12 protein-coding genes are annotated in these 15255 nt (G+C 43.3%); 11 read left to right on the top strand and 1 reads right to left on the bottom strand.

Translation table 11 applies throughout. The features are described from left to right. Nucleotides 1-35 precede the first annotated feature (35 nt). Complete coding sequence (locus ACTHRG_RS01215) at nt 36-1751, bottom strand: Rqc2 family fibronectin-binding protein (RefSeq protein ID WP_076255681.1); 1716 nt, start codon at nt 1749-1751, stop codon at nt 36-38. A gap of 809 nt (nt 1752-2560) precedes the next feature. On the opposite strand from ACTHRG_RS01215, the gene ACTHRG_RS01220 reads away from it, so the two are divergent. From ACTHRG_RS01220 to rlmN, 11 genes are all read left to right on the top strand, one after another. Then, on the top strand, nt 2561-5239 hold the full coding sequence (locus ACTHRG_RS01220; RefSeq protein WP_076255685.1) for a calcium-translocating P-type ATPase, SERCA-type: 2679 nt from the start codon (nt 2561-2563) through the stop codon (nt 5237-5239). 176 nt (nt 5240-5415) lie between these two features. After that, nucleotides 5416-6288, top strand: a complete 873-nt coding sequence (locus tag ACTHRG_RS01225; protein WP_076255687.1) for a YicC/YloC family endoribonuclease — start codon at nt 5416-5418, stop codon at nt 6286-6288. A 60-nt stretch (nt 6289-6348) separates the two neighbouring features. Further along, nucleotides 6349-6612 carry an extracellular matrix/biofilm regulator RemA gene (gene remA / locus ACTHRG_RS01230; protein ID WP_026585597.1) on the top strand — a complete coding sequence of 88 codons (264 nt, stop codon included), beginning with the start codon at nt 6349-6351 and terminating at the stop codon, nt 6610-6612. A 10-nt stretch (nt 6613-6622) separates the two neighbouring features. Then, nucleotides 6623-7237 (top strand): guanylate kinase, encoded by a 615-nt coding sequence (gmk, locus tag ACTHRG_RS01235; protein WP_076255690.1) that lies wholly within the window; start codon nt 6623-6625, stop codon nt 7235-7237. A gap of 2 nt (nt 7238-7239) precedes the next feature. Continuing rightward, nucleotides 7240-7461, top strand: a complete 222-nt coding sequence (rpoZ, locus tag ACTHRG_RS01240) for a DNA-directed RNA polymerase subunit omega (protein WP_035328865.1) — start codon at nt 7240-7242, stop codon at nt 7459-7461. A 196-nt stretch (nt 7462-7657) separates the two neighbouring features. Further along, nucleotides 7658-8866, top strand: coding sequence for a bifunctional phosphopantothenoylcysteine decarboxylase/phosphopantothenate--cysteine ligase CoaBC (coaBC, locus tag ACTHRG_RS01245; RefSeq protein ID WP_076255693.1), 1209 nt, complete (start codon nt 7658-7660; stop codon nt 8864-8866). Further along, entirely contained in the window at nt 8863-11277 is a 2415-nt protein-coding gene (gene priA / locus ACTHRG_RS01250; protein ID WP_076255695.1) for a primosomal protein N', read from the top strand. The genes coaBC and priA overlap by 4 nt, the downstream gene beginning before the upstream one ends. Nucleotides 11278-11383: 106 nt before the next feature. Next, nucleotides 11384-11869, top strand: coding sequence for a peptide deformylase (def, locus tag ACTHRG_RS01255; RefSeq protein ID WP_076255697.1), 486 nt, complete (start codon nt 11384-11386; stop codon nt 11867-11869). Further along, entirely contained in the window at nt 11866-12816 is a 951-nt protein-coding gene (gene fmt, locus ACTHRG_RS01260) for a methionyl-tRNA formyltransferase (RefSeq protein ID WP_076255699.1), read from the top strand. The genes def and fmt overlap by 4 nt, the downstream gene beginning before the upstream one ends. Beyond that, a complete protein-coding gene (gene rsmB, locus ACTHRG_RS01265) occupies nt 12813-14168 on the top strand; it encodes a 16S rRNA (cytosine(967)-C(5))-methyltransferase RsmB (RefSeq protein WP_076255701.1) in 1356 nt (451 codons plus the stop codon). The genes fmt and rsmB overlap by 4 nt, the downstream gene beginning before the upstream one ends. After that, on the top strand, nt 14169-15254 hold the full coding sequence (gene rlmN, locus ACTHRG_RS01270; RefSeq protein ID WP_076255703.1) for a 23S rRNA (adenine(2503)-C(2))-methyltransferase RlmN: 1086 nt from the start codon (nt 14169-14171) through the stop codon (nt 15252-15254). The last annotated feature ends 1 nt before the right edge of the window (nt 15255 follow it).

Here is a 15255-nt window from a genome sequence, read left to right on the forward strand (position 1 = left end):
AAAAGCAAGCATCGGAGCTTGCTTTTTTCATTTATTTAAAGATTTTGTTTTAAGGACAGAACCGTTTCTTCATCAGGTGTAACGTAAACAGTCTGCTGATTGTCATATATAACAAATCCAGGTTTAGCGCCGCTTGGCTTTTTCACGTGCCTGACTTGGGTGAAGTCAACGGGTACGGAACTGGAATTGCGGGCCTTGCTGAAGTAAGCTGCGAGGGATGCAGCTTCAAGAATTGTGTCTTCTGCCGGTTCCTTGCTTCGAATCACCACATGTGAACCGGGGATATCTTTGGTATGCAGCCAGATTTCATCCCTTCCAGCTAATTTGTTCGTTAAATAGTCATTTTGCTTGTTGTTTTTCCCGACTAGAATTTCCGTTCCGTCAGTGGCGGTATAACGGTCCAAAACAGGCTTTAGGTTTTGCTGTTTCTTGTTTCCCCGTTTCTGCCTTTCACGAATATAACCGCCTTCTGCAAGCTCTTCTCTAATTTCGGAAATGTCTCTTGTTGAAGCCGTTTCGACTTGCTGAAGAAGAGACTCGAAGTATGCCGCTTCCTCTTCTGCTTTTTTAATTTGCTCTTTTACTGCAATTACGGCATTCTTTGCTTTTTGGTATCTTGTAAAATACTTTTGTGCATTCTCCGAAGGAGTCTTTTGAGGATCCAAAGGAATCGTCACTGAAGCGCTATTTTCATCGTAATAATTGACGACTTCCGCTTCCTTCATACCCTTTTGAATCGCATAAATATTTGCCGTGATCAATTCCCCATATAATTGATGTTTATCGGCATTTTCCGCTTCATGAAGAGTTCTTTTCAGCTTTTCAATTTTCTTTTCATTCTTTTCTTTCTCATTTACTATAAACCGTTCAAGATCATTGGATTGCTGTTTGACCCGGTCTCTTTCGGCTTTGCCAAAATAAAAGCGTTCCAGCATTTCACTCAGGGAATTAAACTCCCGGCTTTCCCCTTTTAGATGCTGAAGGGGCAATAAATAAAAGCTTTCTTTATTTTCCCCTTCGGTAATAGCCGGCCTTAATCTATGGTCTTTCAGCAAGTCGATAAAATGCTGGAAACTCTTAGGAACAGTTGTCCTGTTTACTAGACCTGCATGGTGTATCACTTCTTTGGCAAAAAGCGGTGAGATTCCGGAGAAACCCGCCACAAGCTGTTTATCAACTTTCCCGCTGTTAAAATCAATTTTACGCAGTATAACTTCTTCATCTGCCTCGAAGGGATTCATTTTATCCTGAGATGGAGGGAGTATGTACTCCTGTCCGGGCAAAATCGCACGATGGCTATTAACGGCAAAAGAAACATGTTTGATGCTGTCGAGAATGATGTTGCGGGATTTATCCACCAGTGTAATATTGCTGTGCCTGCCCATAATCTCAACAATCAGCTGTTTATAGGATGTATCGCCAATCTCATTCCTGCCTTTCACCTCGAACACGATTATACGGTCAAGCCCGATTTGATGGACATCTTCAAGTATGTAGCCTTCCAGGTGCTTTCTTAAAAGCATGCAGAACATCGGCGGTTCTGAAGGGTTTTCGTGTGTTTCATTCGTCAGCTGGACTCTCGCATAGCTTGGATGGGCTGACAGCAAAAGCCTGTGATTCTTCCCATTTGCCCGCACAACTAAAATGATTTCATTTTTATATGGCTGCTGAATCTTATTGATTCTGCCGCCCTTTAAAGTATCTATGAGCTCTTTCGTCATAGCTCTTGTGAACAAACCATCAAATGACATATCGGAACATCCTCTTCTATAAAAATTACATTAGATATACATTATTCTTTCATTTATTAAATAAAAATCAAGTTTTACTGCTTGGTTTTTCTATTTCAGTCGCTATCGGCTCGTCTTATGCTTGAGGCCCGCAGGACAAGGAAGGCTTCGTCAGCATAAACATCGCACGACCGAAAGCGACAGCTTTTGGGAGGATGCGGGTCATACAGACGTTGCCACAGGACAAGGAACGCTACGGCAGCGATACATCGCACGACCAAAAGCGGTAGCTTTTAGGAGGACGTGGCGGTTTTAGTCTGCGTTCCTTTATAAGCGGGCGCCTTCCGCTTTTCTAATATTGTCTAGCTCCAGGCACCATCGGCTCGAGGTCATAAGCCAATCCGCCAAGAAGGTTAAAAAACAACCTTCATGTCGGCTCGTCTTATGCTTGTCGCCGATAAGCGGGCGCCTTCCGCTTTTCTAAAGCTGTCTAGCTCCAGCGCCTACCCCCTCGAGGTCACAAGCAGGACCTCCCAAAAAGGCAAAGGACGCCTTTCCGGGAGCCCCGTCTTGTGCTTGTCGGGGGTGGGCAAGGCGCTTCCGCTTTTCTTATTAATAATAGCATTTTTTTGGACAGGGCTGAATATGCTTTCTTTAGAGTGAGATTGGACAACTCTGCCTTGTTTTAGCAGAAGAGGATAGTCTGCCATCTGGCGGATTCCCTTTAAAGTCTGGCTGTTAGTGCTTCGGGGATTCTTTTTGGGTTTATTCCTGCACCGGAGGCACTCATGGCTTTTCTCAAACCACAAAGGAGGAAGTGTGATGTCCGGATGAAGTTTCATGAAATGAATGAAAGGGAGGTTGAGCAGGCCTTAAATACAGACATTAAGGCAGGCTTAACAGAGGATGATGTAAAAAAACGCCACAAACAATATGGCTTTAATGAATTGAAAGAGGGAGAAAAGCAGTCTGCTTTACTCTTATTTTTTAGTCAATTTAAAGATTTCATGGTTCTTGTTTTATTAGCTGCCACCTTGATTTCGGGGCTGCTTGGTGAATATATTGATGCGATTGCCATTATTGCGATTGTAGTCATAAATGGGTTTCTGGGCTTTTTTCAGGAAAGGAAAGCGGAAAAGTCTCTGAGTGCACTTAAAGAGTTATCCGCTCCCCAGGTAATTGCTCTTCGAGATAGAGAGTGGAAGAAAATCCCTTCCAAAGAAGTGGCAGTCGGGGACCTGCTTAAATTTTCCACGGGTGATAGAGTTGGTGCAGATGTAAGAATAGTAGAATCCAATAGCCTTGAAATTGAAGAGTCTGCCCTAACGGGAGAGTCGCTGCCTGTTCAAAAGAGGACCGGATCCCTGAAAACGCCTAACCTCGCTATTGGAGATATGGAAAATATGGCTTTTATGGGTACAATGGTGACCCGCGGCAATGGATTGGGTGTGGTTGTCGGTACAGGGATGAATACCGCTATGGGACAAATTGCTGATCTTCTGCAAAATGCCGAAACCATGACAACACCGCTTCAGCGGAGATTGGAACAGCTCGGCAAAATTCTCATTACGGCAGCGATATTCCTTACAGTTCTCGTTGTTGCGGCAGGTGTGATGCAGGGACAGGAATTATATACAATGTTCCTTGCTGGTGTCTCATTGGCTGTTGCGGCAATTCCCGAAGGGCTGCCTGCCATTGTCACGGTGGCGCTCTCGCTTGGTGTTCAAAGAATGATCAGGAAAAAGGCAATCGTACGGAAACTTCCTGCAGTTGAAACACTTGGCTGTGCGTCTGTTATTTGTTCAGACAAAACCGGAACCATGACTCAAAACAAAATGACCGTCACCCATCTCTGGAGCGGAGGGAAAGAATGGAGAGTAGACGGAGTCGGGTATGAACCGCAAGGGCAGTTTTATCGAAATGAGAGCCAAATTGAGCCGAAAAGTGATAAAGCCCTCCAGCAGATGCTGATGTTTGGCATGCTATGCAACCATGCGGAAATACAGCAGAAAAATAATGAGTTTGTGATTGACGGGGACCCAACTGAAGGTGCTCTCCTTGTAGCAGCCATGAAAGCTGGCTATAACAGAAGCAGTCTGCTGAATCAATTTCAGATTATTAATGAGTTTCCGTTTGACTCTGCCAGAAAAATGATGAGTGTTGTGGTAAAGGATCATAATGGAAGACAATTTATTGTTACCAAAGGTGCTCCCGATGTCTTAGTCGGGAAAAGCGAATCGGTTCTTTGGGAGGGAAGGCGGCAGATTCTTTCGAGAGAGCTTTCAGGTGAAATTCAGGCAGCCATAGAAGATCTGGCTTCACAAGCATTGAGAACGATCGCGATTGGTTATAAAGAAATCCCATCTAAAAATGTCATTCTTGATGAAAAAGAGGCGGAGAAGGGATTAACTTTTATCGGGCTGCAGGGGATGATTGATCCGCCAAGGCCGGAGGTTAAAGAAGCAGTCAGGGAATGCAGGGAAGCAGGAATCAAAACGATCATGATCACAGGAGATCATGTGATTACAGCACAGGCTATTGCCAAACAGTTAGGCATTTTAACAGAAGGTTCAAAAGTACTTCAGGGGAAAGACCTGGCAGAGATGTCTGTAGAAGACCTTGAAGATGTGGTTGAGGATGTCGCAGTATTTGCCAGAGTATCACCTGAGCATAAATTGAAAATTGTCAAGGCTCTCCAGAATAGAGGTCATATCGTTGCCATGACAGGTGATGGAGTCAATGATGCTCCGGCCATTAAAGCAGCAGATATTGGCATTTCAATGGGCATTACAGGCACAGATGTGGCTAAAGAGGCATCTGCACTTGTATTGCTGGATGATAATTTTGCTACCATAAAAGCCGCGATAAAAGAAGGAAGAAATATATACGAAAATATCCGCAAGTTTATCAGGTATTTGCTTGCATCAAATGTTGGCGAGATTCTGGTTATGCTGTTTGCTATGCTTCTAGCCCTTCCACTGCCGTTAGTGCCCATTCAGATTCTCTGGGTGAACCTCGTAACGGATGGACTTCCGGCAATGGCTCTGGGCCTTGATCAGCCTGAGGAGAATGTGATGAAGCGGAAACCAAGGAGCCCTAAGGAAGGTGTCTTTTCAAGAGGGCTTGGCTGGAAAGTGGTTTCAAGGGGATTTTTAATTGGCCTTGTGACATTACTTGCGTTTATTTTTGCCTACCGGGCAAATCCGGATCATCTTGCATACGCACAGACAGTAGCGTTTGCCACATTGGTAATGGCTCAGCTGATCCATGTATTTGATTGCCGCAGTGAAAAATCCGTGTTCTCAAGAAATCCATTTGGCAATAAATATTTAGTCTGGGCAGTCATCTCTTCCCTGGTTTTAGTGCTGATTGTCATATACTATCCGCCGCTTCAGCCAATTTTCCACACGGTCCCTATTGAATTGCGCGACTGGTTTATGATCACAGGACTCTCAGCCATTCCAACATTTTTACTGGCAGGCACATTTTTGGCAAGAAAAACAAAATAAAATATGTTATAATCCTTTAGGTAGTAGAGAAGAACTCTATTACCTTTCTTTTTTGCGCAAACATATAAATCTCCATCACTACTTGATTTTTATACATAAACTGCACAGGCACCATGCCGCTAACTGAAAGTAAGTGCTTTTATAAGCTGTGCTTTTCCCAAAAGGAAGTGTGAGAAATGGCAGTAAGCATGACTGGTTATGGCAGAAGCAAGAAAGATTCCGGGCAAGGCTCCATTACGGTTGAAATCAAAACTGTAAATCATCGTTTTTCCGAATTTCAAATAAGAATGCCCAGACAGCTGATGCATATTGAAGACAAAATAAAGAAAAAGCTTAATAGGCATATCAAAAGAGGAAGAATCGAGGTTTTTATCACCGTTGACGGTGATGTCCTGGCCAGCAGGAAAGTAAATGTTGACTGGGAACTATTAGATGAATATTATCAATACATAACTGCAATTCAAGCAAAGTATCAAATTCAATCGGAATTATCCATCGGGGATGTCATTCGTGAAGAATTAATTGGCATTGAAGAGAAAGAGTCCGGCAATGAGGAAATGAGCCAGCTGGTCCTTTCTGCTGCTGAAGAGGCATGCCTGCAGTTAATGCAAATGAGGAAAGCAGAGGGCGATGAGCTGGAAAGAGATCTTCGCAGCCATCTTAGTCTTTTAAGCAATAGTGTCAGCAAACTGAGAGAGTATGCGCCAAAGGTTGCTCAGCTATACCAGGAAAGATTGCATAAGCGTATGAAGGAATTTCTTGATGGCCAGGTGGATGAATCCAGAATTTTGACAGAGGTAGCAGTATTCGCTGATAAAGCGGATATCAGTGAAGAACTGATAAGGCTGCAAAGCCATATAAGCCAGTTTGAGCATACACTTCAGCTTACAGATCCGGCAGGCAGAAAGCTCGACTTTATTCTGCAGGAAATGAACCGGGAGGCCAATACGATCGGCTCCAAGGCAAATAGTGCAGATATAGCTGCTGAAGTCGTAGAAATAAAGAGTTTATTGGAAAAAATGAAGGAACAGGTTCAAAATATTGAATAGCAGTTGTTTAGATTCCGGCTCTGGGGGTCAAACTAAATAACTGATGATTGGAGGACCCAAATGTCAATAAAGCTGATCAATATCGGTTTTGGCAATATTGTATCTGCCAACCGGATTATATCAATAGTCAGTCCCGAATCTGCCCCTATAAAACGGATTATTCAGGACGCGCGGGACCGGGGCTCTTTAATAGATGCTACATATGGCAGGCGCACCCGTGCTGTTATCGTTATGGACAGTGACCATGTCATTTTGTCTGCGGTCCAGCCGGAAACCGTCGCACACCGATTAAATGACCGTGATGAAATTATTGAGGAAGGGTAGGATTTTATAAATGAAAGAAAAAGGGTTATTGATCGTTCTATCCGGACCCTCAGGTGTAGGAAAAGGAACAGTAAGAAAAGAGATATTTGCTCAGTCTGATACTGCGTTTGAATATTCTATTTCAATGACAACGAGATCTCCGAGAGAGGGAGAAGTCAATGGAGTTGATTATTTTTTCAAAACGCGTGAGGAGTTTGAAGAGCTCATCAGGCAGGATAAGCTGCTGGAATATGCAGAGTTTGTCGGGAACTACTACGGAACACCGGTTGATTATGTCAGAGAAACACTCGATCGCGGCAAAGATGTTTTCCTTGAAATTGAAGTTCAGGGTGCCCGCCAGGTACGCGAGAAATTTCCAGACGGCCTGTTCATCTTCCTGGTTCCCCCTAGTCTGTCAGAGCTTAAGAACCGTATCGTGACGAGAGGGACAGAGTCAGAAGATATCATCAACAATCGCATGAATGCAGCGAGAGAAGAGATTGAAATGATGAATCTGTATGATTATGTTGTAGAGAATGATCAAATCGATCTGGCCTGTGAAAGAATAAAGTCCATAGTGGTAGCTGAACACTGCCGCAGGGAACGTGTCGAACCTAAATATAAAAAAATGCTGGAGGTAGAATAAATATGCTTTATCCTTCTATTGATTCTCTAATGACAAAGATTGACTCCAAATATTCACTTGTTTCTGTTGCTGCCAAGCGTGCCCGCAAGCTTCAGCTTAATGCCAGACCGCAGCTTGAAAGATACAAATCACATAAAAATGTGGGCAAAGCACTTGAGGAAATACATGCAGACCAGCTTCATTACCGCCTGGGCGAAAAAACAGCCAATGAATCATACGAGTGAAATCGCTGAATAACAACCTTTCAAAAGGTTGTTATTTTTGTTTGAGGTTTTATTAGATGAAAATTCACTGCTCTTCTTGCATAATAAAACTATCATGAAAACTATTTGCCATTAATGGCCAGGCTTTATATAGAAATAGACAGCCAGGCCGTTTTTCATAGAGAAGAATTATTTTTGAGATTGGTGGGGTCATATAATGCTGACTGGAAAGAAGATATTATTATGTGTAACCGGAGGAATTGCTGTTTATAAAGCTGCAGCCTTAACAAGCAAACTGACACAGGCAGGAGCGCAGGTGAAAGTTATCCTAAGTGAATCGGCTGTTAACTTTGTTGCACCATTAACTTTTCAGGCCCTTTCAAGACATGATGTTTACACAGACACTTTTGATGAAAAGGACTCGAAGGTTATTGCGCACATCGACCTGGCTGATTGGGCCGATTTAATTCTTGTTGCTCCGGCTACAGCAAATGTGATCGGGAAGCTTGCCAATGGAATTGCAGATAATATGATCACTACAACCCTTTTGGCTGCATCATCACCGATTTGGATTGCACCTGCAATGAATGTGCATATGTACAGCCATCCCGCTGTCAAAAAAAACATTGAAACCTTATATGGTTTTGGCTGCAGATTCATAGAGCCTTCAGAAGGGTATCTTGCATGCGGCTATGTTGGAAGAGGCAGGCTTGAAGAGCCTGAGAAAATTACAGAAACGATCAGTGAATTTTTCAAGACTTCCAGATTGGAGCTTACTGGCCGAAAAGTGGTCATAACTGCGGGCCCAACGAGGGAAAAAATTGATCCTGTCCGTTATATTACAAACCATTCTACTGGGAAAATGGGCTATGCATTAGCGGAAGCTGCCGTCTCTGCAGGTGCTGAAGTTGTATTAATATCCGGCCCGGTTTCGATTAATGCGCCTGCCGGATTAAAACTGTTAAAGGTGGAATCTGCTGAAGAAATGTATCAAGCGGCCTTGAATGAATTTGATTATGCTGATGTTGTCATAAAGACAGCTGCAGTCTCCGATTATCGTCCTAAGGTGGCTTCTGCGCAAAAAATGAAGAAACAGCCCGGGGATGAAGTATTGGAGCTTGAAAGAACAAAGGATATATTGTTCGAGCTGGGTCAAAAAAAGGAGAAGCAAATCCTGATAGGCTTTGCGGCTGAAACCGAACAGGTCGAAGAGTATGCAAAGGGCAAGCTAATGAAGAAAAACGCCGATATGATCGTTGCCAATAATGTAACTGCTGAAGGTGCGGGCTTTGGAACTGACACTAATATTGTTACACTTTTTAAAAAGGATGGATCGTCGGAAAAACTTCCGCTAATGTCTAAAAAAGATGTGGCTGTAAAAATTCTTGAAGAAGCCTCGAAGCTTCTAAAGGATGAGCATGAATGAACATAGCCAGTGTAATTGTCGATGTTCCTGCCAAACAGACTGACCGGGCGTTTGACTATAAAATACCCTCTCATCTGAAAGGTGTCATTTTCCCTGGCATGAGGGTGGTTGTTCCATTTGGGCCGAGAAAAATACAGGGGTTTGTTACAGGATTAAAAGAAGAGTCGGATTTTCAGCAGTTAAAATCCATTTTAGAGCCGATGGATTTAAATCCAGTTCTTAATCAGGAGCTTTTGAATCTTGGTGAATGGCTGACAGAAAAAACATTATGCTACAAAATTTCAGCTTTTCAGGCTATGCTGCCTGCAGCATTGAAGGCAAGATATGAAAAAAAGCTTGTCATGGCGGAAAATGCAAATCATAAGCTGCTCCCTGAAAAAGTATGCGCACTCTTTCAGAATGCTGATGAAATTACCTGGGATGATGCAGTAAAGGGCGGTGCTTTGCCGCTTCTTCAGAAGGAAGCAACCAATGGAAATATCGATATTATTTACCAGGTAAAAGAACGGGTGAAAAAGAAAAAAGTCAAGCAGGTGTTTGCGGCGGCACCCCCTAAAGAGCTTGCTGATTACCTTCAAAACCTTCCAGGCAATGCAACTAAGCAAAAGGAAGTGCTTGAGTATTTTCTTCAGGAGGAAGGACCGGTCGATCAGAAAGAGTTATTTTCCTTGCTTGGAATCACTTCTTCCACATTAAAAGGGCTTTTGCAAAAAGGGCTGCTTGGCCAGAAGGACGTGGAAATATACCGCAATCCCTTTGGAGACCGTGAATTCGAAAGAACAGAACCGCTCTCTTTGACTGATGGACAAAGAAAAGCCATTATCCCCATCCTTGATTCTATTGAAGATAGCAGGCATGAAACCTTTTTGCTCTATGGAGTAACAGGGAGCGGGAAAACGGAGGTTTATCTGCAATCCATCCAGCGGGTGCTTGAAGATGGCAAAGAAGCCATTGTCCTTGTTCCTGAGATTTCTTTAACTCCGCAAATGGTCAAACGCTTTAAAGGAAGGTTTGGCGATCAGGTTGCGGTTATGCACAGCGGCCTGTCAGCAGGAGAAAAATATGATGAGTGGAGAAAGGTTCAGCGGAAGGAAGTCAAGGTGGTTGTCGGAGCCCGGTCGGCGATCTTTGCCCCATTTGAAAACCTCGGAATTATTATAATTGATGAAGAGCACGAAACCAGCTATAAGCAGGAAGAAAACCCAAGATACCATGCAAGGGACGTTGCCATCAAAAGAGCGGAAAATCATAAATGTCCTGTGGTGCTCGGCAGTGCAACTCCCTCATTGGAATCTTTCGCACGGGCACAAAAAGGAGTTTACCATCTCCTCACTCTCGAAAACAGGATGAACAATCAGGCTCTCCCTGCCGTTGATATCATTGATATGCGGGAAGAGCTGCGAGAAGGAAACCGGTCTATGTTCTCAAGGAAGCTCCTTGAAAAAATAAAAGACCGTCTTGTGAAAAAAGAACAAATCGTATTATTTTTAAATAAAAGAGGACACTCCTCATTTGTTATGTGCAGAGACTGCGGATATGTTATTAATTGTCCGCATTGTGATATTTCTTTGACGTATCATCGTTATAACCAGCAGATGAAATGCCATTACTGCGGATATGAGGCATCGGTTCCAAATGCATGCCCGGAATGTGAAAGTGAGCATATCCGCTATTTTGGGACCGGTACGCAGAAAGTGGAAGAGGAGTTGGCAAAGATTCTGCCGGAAGCGAAGGTAATACGGATGGATGTCGACACCACCAGCAGGAAGGGGGCACATGAAAAGCTCCTCGATCAATTCCAGGAAGGACATGCAGATATTCTTCTTGGGACCCAGATGATTGCTAAAGGCCTTGATTTTCCCAATATTACTTTAGTGGGCGTACTCTCGGCAGACACAATGCTGCACTTGCCTGATTTCCGCTCTTCTGAAAAAACCTTTCAGCTGCTGACACAGGTAAGCGGGCGAGCAGGGAGGCATGAATTAGAGGGTGAGGTAATCATTCAGACCTACACTCCTGAACATTATAGTATTGAGCTGGCGGGGGAGCAGGATTACGATAAATTTTACGACAGAGAAATGATGGTCCGCAAAATTCATAGATATCCTCCTTTCTTCTATATCTCCCTTGTCACAGTCAGTCACGAGGAATTAATGAAGGCTGTTTCTGTAACCGAGAAGATCACGCAGTACATTCAGTCAAAATTATCTGCAGAGAGCATTGTTCTTGGACCGGTTGCCTCCCCGATACCGCGGATCAACAATAGATATCGTTATCAATGTCTGATAAAATACAAGCGGGAGCCGGAACTTGGACAGACGCTGAAAAAGATTCTGGATAATTACCAGCAGGAAATTTCTTCAGGGGGCTTAACTGTCTCAATTGACCTGAATCCATATATTTTAATGTAGTTTCTAAAAGAGTCAGCTTTAGAAGGAGTGCATTAAGGCACTTCTGCTTTTCTGGTTATGAATAAACCCAAATTGGTTGAAAATAGATAAAAATGGAGGAAACGTTTTGGCAGTAAAAAAAATTGTTACTTATCCGGCTGAAATTCTGGAGGCAGAATGCGAACCAGTTAAAGTCTTTGATAAGAAGCTTGGCAAATTGCTAAATGATATGTATGATACGATGCTTGAATTCGATGGTGTCGGGCTTGCTGCTCCCCAAATTGGGCAAAAGCTGCAAATTGCCATTGTTGATATAGATGATGAGTTTGGAACAATTGAAATGATCAATCCGGAAATTCTTGAAACGGATGGGGAGCAGACAGGCCCTGAGGGATGCTTGAGTTTTCCGGGGTTATATGGTGATGTTACAAGGCCTGAATATGTCAAAATAAAGGCGCAGGACCGCAAAGGGAAATTTTTTACCCTGGAGGCTGAGGATTTCCTGGCAAGAGCGATCCTCCATGAAATTGATCATTTGCATGGGGTGCTATTTACCTCAAAAGTAACTAGATACTTGAATGAAGAAGAGTTGGAAGGATTGGAAGCTGAATGACAAAAATCGTTTTTATGGGCACACCCGATTTTTCAGTGCCGGTACTAAAGCAAATAATAGACGACGGATATGAAGTGATCGGAGTGGTTACTCAGCCTGACAGGCCGGTTGGAAGGAAAAAAGTCCTTACTCCCCCTCCTGTAAAAGTCGAAGCTGAAAAACAGGGCATCCCTGTGTATCAGCCTGAAAAAATCCGCCAGCCGGATGAATTGGAGAAAGTTCTTGCTCTTAAGCCAGACCTTGTTGTCACAGCAGCGTTTGGGCAAATCTTGCCCAAGGAGCTGCTGGATGCGCCTAAGTATGGCTGTATAAATGTACATGCATCATTGCTTCCGGAATTGCGTGGCGGTGCACCCATTCATTACTCCATTCTGCAGGGAAAAGAAAAAACAGGCATCACCATTATGTATATGGCTGAAAAGCTGGATGCCGGCGATATATTAACACAAGTTGAGGTGCCGATTACTGAAACAGATACAGTGGGCACTCTTCACGATAAACTTAGCAAGGCAGGATGCAAGCTTTTGTCTGAAACCCTGCCGAAACTGCTGAATGGCGAACTGAATCCCATTAAGCAAAATGAAGAAGAAGCCACTTTTGCCTATAATATTAAAAGAGAACAGGAAAAAATCGACTGGAGCAAAACCGGAGAAGAAATCTATAACCACATTAGAGGGTTAAACCCATGGCCGGTTGCTTATACAACATTTGACGGCAAAGTGGTTAAAATCTGGAATTCAAAGAAAGTCAAACATGCTAAAAGCGAAGAACCGGGAACAATCATCAGGCTTGAGGAAGACGGGGTGGTTGTGGCATCCGGGAATGATACAGCCGTTAAAATTACTGAACTGCAGCCTTCAGGAAAGAAAAAGATGCCAGCAGAACAATTTTTAAGAGGTGCAGGGTCCAATCTGACTGCCGGCGGCCGTCTGGGAGACATCGAATGAAAAAGCTGCAGACGAAAAATGTTAGAGAAACGGCAATGGAGCTTCTTGAGGCGATTGAAAAAAATCAGTCCTACAGCAATCTTTTACTGAATAACGCCATAAAAAAGAATGAAATTGATCAGAAGGACATTGGGCTGCTTACCGAACTGACATATGGTACCCTTCAGCGCCGGATGACACTCGATTTTTACCTGAAGCCCTTTTTGGCAGGCAATAAAAAAATCGAAAGCTGGGTAAATCAGCTCTTGAGGCTGACGCTGTATCAGATGGTTTATCTTGATAAAATTCCTGACCGGGCAGCAATTTATGAGGCAGTAGAAATAGCAAAACGAAGAGGGCATAAAGGGATTTCCGGCATGGTCAACGGTGTGCTGAGAAACATTCAAAGGAAGGGGCTGCCGGATCCCGAACAAATTGAGGACAGGGTGAAGCGCCTCTCCGTTGAGACCAGCCATCCAGAATGGCTTGTAAAAAGATGGGCCGATCAGCTGGGATTTGAAGAAACAAAGAAAATGTGCGAAATAAACTTAACTGCCCCGCTGCAGACGGCAAGGGTAAATGAGGTAAAGGCTTCAAGGGAGGAGTGCCTGTCACTTCTTCAGGAAGAGGGATTTGAAGTGGAGCCAAGTCCGTTTATTCCAGTTGCCATTAAATGTTTAAGGGGCAATCTGGCCAATTCCCGTGTATTCAAAGAAGGACTGATTACTATTCAGGATGAAAGCTCGATGCTTGCTGCTTATGCTCTTGGAGGCAATCCCGATGAGAAGATCCTGGATGCCTGTGCAGCTCCGGGAGGAAAAACGACACATATAGCAGAAAAACTGCAAAATACCGGTCAGGTCATTTCACTGGACCTTCACGAGCATAAAGTAAGGCTGATAAATGATAATGCCGATAGACTGGGACTAACAAATATTAAGACAAATGCCCTTGACAGCAGAAAAGTCCAGGAGCATTATGAAAAAGAATCTTTTGACCGTATTTTAGTGGATGCCCCATGTTCAGGCCTTGGAGTTATGAGAAGAAAGCCTGATATGAAATACACCAAAAAAGAAGAAGATTTATATCACCTCCATAAGATTCAGAGGAATCTATTGGATGCCGTTTCACCTTTACTGAAAAAAGGTGGTATTCTTGTTTATAGTACATGTACAGTGGACAAAGAAGAAAATCAGCATGTTGTTCACGCGTTTTTAAAAGACAATGCGGAATTTGAGGGAGATCTATCTGTTCAGGAGCGGATGCCTAATGCAATTGCTTCTTTAATAGATGGCTTTGAACTGCAGGTTTTACCGCAGGATATTGGTTCGGACGGGTTTTATATTTCCTGTCTGAGAAAGAAGGTGCAATAAATGGAACAAAAAGCAGAAGAGAAAATGACAGCATCAGAACAAAAACCATCCATTTATACTTTACAGCTTCATGAGCTGAGGGAATGGCTAAAAGAAAATAATGAGAAAGCCTTCAGGGCTGAGCAAATATTTGATTGGCTTTACACAAAGAGGGTCACATCATTTGAGGATATGACGAATCTTTCAAAAGGGATGCGGGATACGCTATCAGCAAATTTTTCGCTGACAACCCTTAAAACGATCATCCAGCAGGAGTCTGCTGATGGAACAATAAAATTCTTATTTGAACTTCATGATGGCTATTCAATTGAAACTGTACTGATGAGGCATGACTATGGGAATTCAGTATGTGTAACCACTCAGGTGGGCTGCAGGATCGGATGTACATTCTGTGCCTCCACATTAGGCGGATTAAAACGTAATCTTGAAGCAGGAGAAATCGTTGCTCAGGTCGTAAAAGTACAACAGGCACTTGATGAAACAGATGAACGGGTCAGCTCAGTTGTCATTATGGGTATCGGTGAACCTTTTGATAATTATGACAGCATGCTCTCATTCCTTAAAATTATCAACCATGATAAAGGGCTGAATATCGGCGCACGCCATATAACTGTTTCGACAAGTGGGATCATTCCGAAAATTTATAAATTTGCAGATGAAAACATGCAGATTAATTTCGCGATTTCCTTACATGCTCCAAACACCGAAATCAGGAGCCGCCTGATGCCTATAAATAGAGCATATAAGCTGCCGGACCTTATGGATTCAATCAGGTATTATATAAATAAGACAGGCAGACGTGTAAGCTTCGAATATGGCTTATTCGGAGGGGTAAATGATCAGGTGGAACATGCTGAAGAGCTGGCAAAGTTAATAAAAAATGTTAAGTGCCATGTTAACCTGATTCCAGTAAACTATGTGCCGGAACGGGATTATGTAAGAACACCCAAGGATCAGATTTTTGCTTTTGAAAAGACACTGAAGAATCACGGCATTAATGTAACCATTCGCAGGGAGCACGGTCACGATATAGATGCAGCATGCGGACAACTTCGTGCAAAGGAGCGAAAAGAGGAGACGAGGTGAC

It is taken from the genome of Cytobacillus sp. SAFR-174, assembly GCF_051964675.1.
In the GTDB taxonomy this organism is placed as follows: Bacteria; Bacillota; Bacilli; order Bacillales; family Cytobacillaceae; genus Cytobacillus.

Coding starts and splice junctions, on each gene's coding strand:
- ACTHRG_RS01215 (WP_076255681.1), bottom strand. CDS start 1,751: ATGTCATTTGATGGTTTGTTCACAAGAGCTATGACGAAAGAGCTCATA.
- ACTHRG_RS01220 (WP_076255685.1), top strand. CDS start 2,561: ATGAAGTTTCATGAAATGAATGAAAGGGAGGTTGAGCAGGCCTTAAAT.
- ACTHRG_RS01225 (WP_076255687.1), top strand. CDS start 5,416: ATGGCAGTAAGCATGACTGGTTATGGCAGAAGCAAGAAAGATTCCGGG.
- remA (WP_026585597.1), top strand. CDS start 6,349: ATGTCAATAAAGCTGATCAATATCGGTTTTGGCAATATTGTATCTGCC.
- gmk (WP_076255690.1), top strand. CDS start 6,623: ATGAAAGAAAAAGGGTTATTGATCGTTCTATCCGGACCCTCAGGTGTA.
- rpoZ (WP_035328865.1), top strand. CDS start 7,240: ATGCTTTATCCTTCTATTGATTCTCTAATGACAAAGATTGACTCCAAA.
- coaBC (WP_076255693.1), top strand. CDS start 7,658: ATGCTGACTGGAAAGAAGATATTATTATGTGTAACCGGAGGAATTGCT.
- priA (WP_076255695.1), top strand. CDS start 8,863: ATGAACATAGCCAGTGTAATTGTCGATGTTCCTGCCAAACAGACTGAC.
- fmt (WP_076255699.1), top strand. CDS start 11,866: ATGACAAAAATCGTTTTTATGGGCACACCCGATTTTTCAGTGCCGGTA.
- rsmB (WP_076255701.1), top strand. CDS start 12,813: ATGAAAAAGCTGCAGACGAAAAATGTTAGAGAAACGGCAATGGAGCTT.
- rlmN (WP_076255703.1), top strand. CDS start 14,169: ATGGAACAAAAAGCAGAAGAGAAAATGACAGCATCAGAACAAAAACCA.